The 1,416-nt window shown below is 44.9% G+C and carries 2 protein-coding genes and 1 pseudogene; all 3 read left to right on the forward strand.

Going from position 1 to position 1,416, the window contains the following annotated elements:
* Nucleotides 1-300, forward strand: a 300-nt coding sequence (locus tag BN93_RS15615) for a PcfK-like family protein (RefSeq protein ID WP_019189223.1), incomplete at its 5' end; no start/stop codon positions are given.
* A 21-nt stretch (nucleotides 301-321) separates the two neighbouring features.
* Entirely contained in the window at nucleotides 322-852 is a 531-nt protein-coding gene (locus BN93_RS15620; protein WP_019189224.1) for an antirestriction protein ArdA, read from the forward strand.
* 16 nt (nucleotides 853-868) lie between these two features.
* Nucleotides 869-1,416 (forward strand): annotated as a pseudogene (locus BN93_RS15625) (PcfJ domain-containing protein); the annotation flags it as partial.

Consider the following 1,416-nt stretch of genomic DNA (forward strand, 5'->3'; position numbering starts at 1 on the left):
AAATATATAGTATACCAAAGGCATTCTCTGGATAATATTTTACTTTGGATAGTAGTGTTTATCACGAGTCGTGATAAACACTACTACGATGAGGATAACATCGAGGTGGGCAAGTCCATCAACTGCCAAGTCGTGGTAAACCATACTATCGAACTTACAGAGGAGGAAAAAGCAGAAGCACGGAAAAAGGCTATCGAGCGATACCAAGCAGAGGAATACCGCAAACTGACCACCAAGAAACCAAAAGCGGAGAAGCAGGTGGAACAGCAGATAGCACAACCCTCACTATTCGAGTTTTAACCCTCTAAACAACAAAAGAAAATGGAAGCAAAGGATTTGAACGAAGCACGGATTTATGTAGGCACTTATGCCAAGTACAACAACGGCTCATTGCAGGGCGAATGGGTGGAACTTTCGGACTTCTACGATTTGGACGACTTTATGGAGCGTTGTGCCGAGATACACGAGGACGAGGAAGAACCCGAATATATGTTCCAAGCGTGGGAGGAAATCCCCGATGGTCTGATAGACGAGGGGCATTTGGAGGAAAACTTCTTTGAACTTCGGGACGAGTTGGACAGACTGAACAACACAGAGAAAGAAGCATTTTGGGTATGGGCGGACGGAAACAACGCCCATCTCACACAAGACGCTTACAGCCTTGTAAAATCTTTCCAATCCGACTACATCGGAAATTATGCAAGCAAGGAAGATTTTGCGGAGGAACTTGCGAAAATGGAGAATGAATTATCCGATTTTGCATTGAGTTACTTCGACTTCTCCAAATATGCCGATGACCTTTTCGACACGGACTTTTGGTATAAGGACGGCTATGTATTTCGTAACAACTGATTAAGGAGGACAGATTATGAAACCGAGAAACAGATTTGAGAAGGCAGTACTTGCCGAGAGCAAAAAACTGCGACCGATAAGCAAGACACAATGTAAGTGGGCATTCCGTGAGTGCATAGACCACTTCGCCTATCGACTGCCCAAAGGTCGCACAACGTGTATGGATTGTGGACATAGTTGGGTGATGGAACAAACTGCTGAAACTTGCACCTGCCCTCATTGCAGGGCAAGGTTGCAGGTCAGGGAAACCTTTGAACGTAAGATAAGACAGAGGCAATACTTTACGATACTTACTACTTGTGGAGAGTACCAAGTATTAAGAATGTTCCTCCTCTTCGCAGAAATGGAGAAAGGATGCAAACCAACGTCCTACGTTATTGAAATCGGTCAGTATTGGTGGAATGCACAAGGACGGAAAGCCGTGATAGCCGTTCAGAGAGTATTGGGCAGATACATCGACACCTTTTCCTATTGCTCGCCTATGGCAGTGAGAAACGATAACGAAGCCTACCGCCATATATCGTACTCTCCGATATATCCGAAGTTCAAGGCAACGGAAGCATT

Source organism: Prevotella conceptionensis 9403948, from assembly GCF_000312305.1.
GTDB classification, from domain to species: Bacteria; Bacteroidota; Bacteroidia; order Bacteroidales; family Bacteroidaceae; genus Prevotella; species Prevotella conceptionensis.

What these genes read in the sequence shown, in the direction of transcription:
- BN93_RS15620 (WP_019189224.1), top strand. Translation starts at nt 322, where the DNA reads ATGGAAGCAAAGGATTTGAACGAAGCACGGATTTATGTAGGCACTTAT.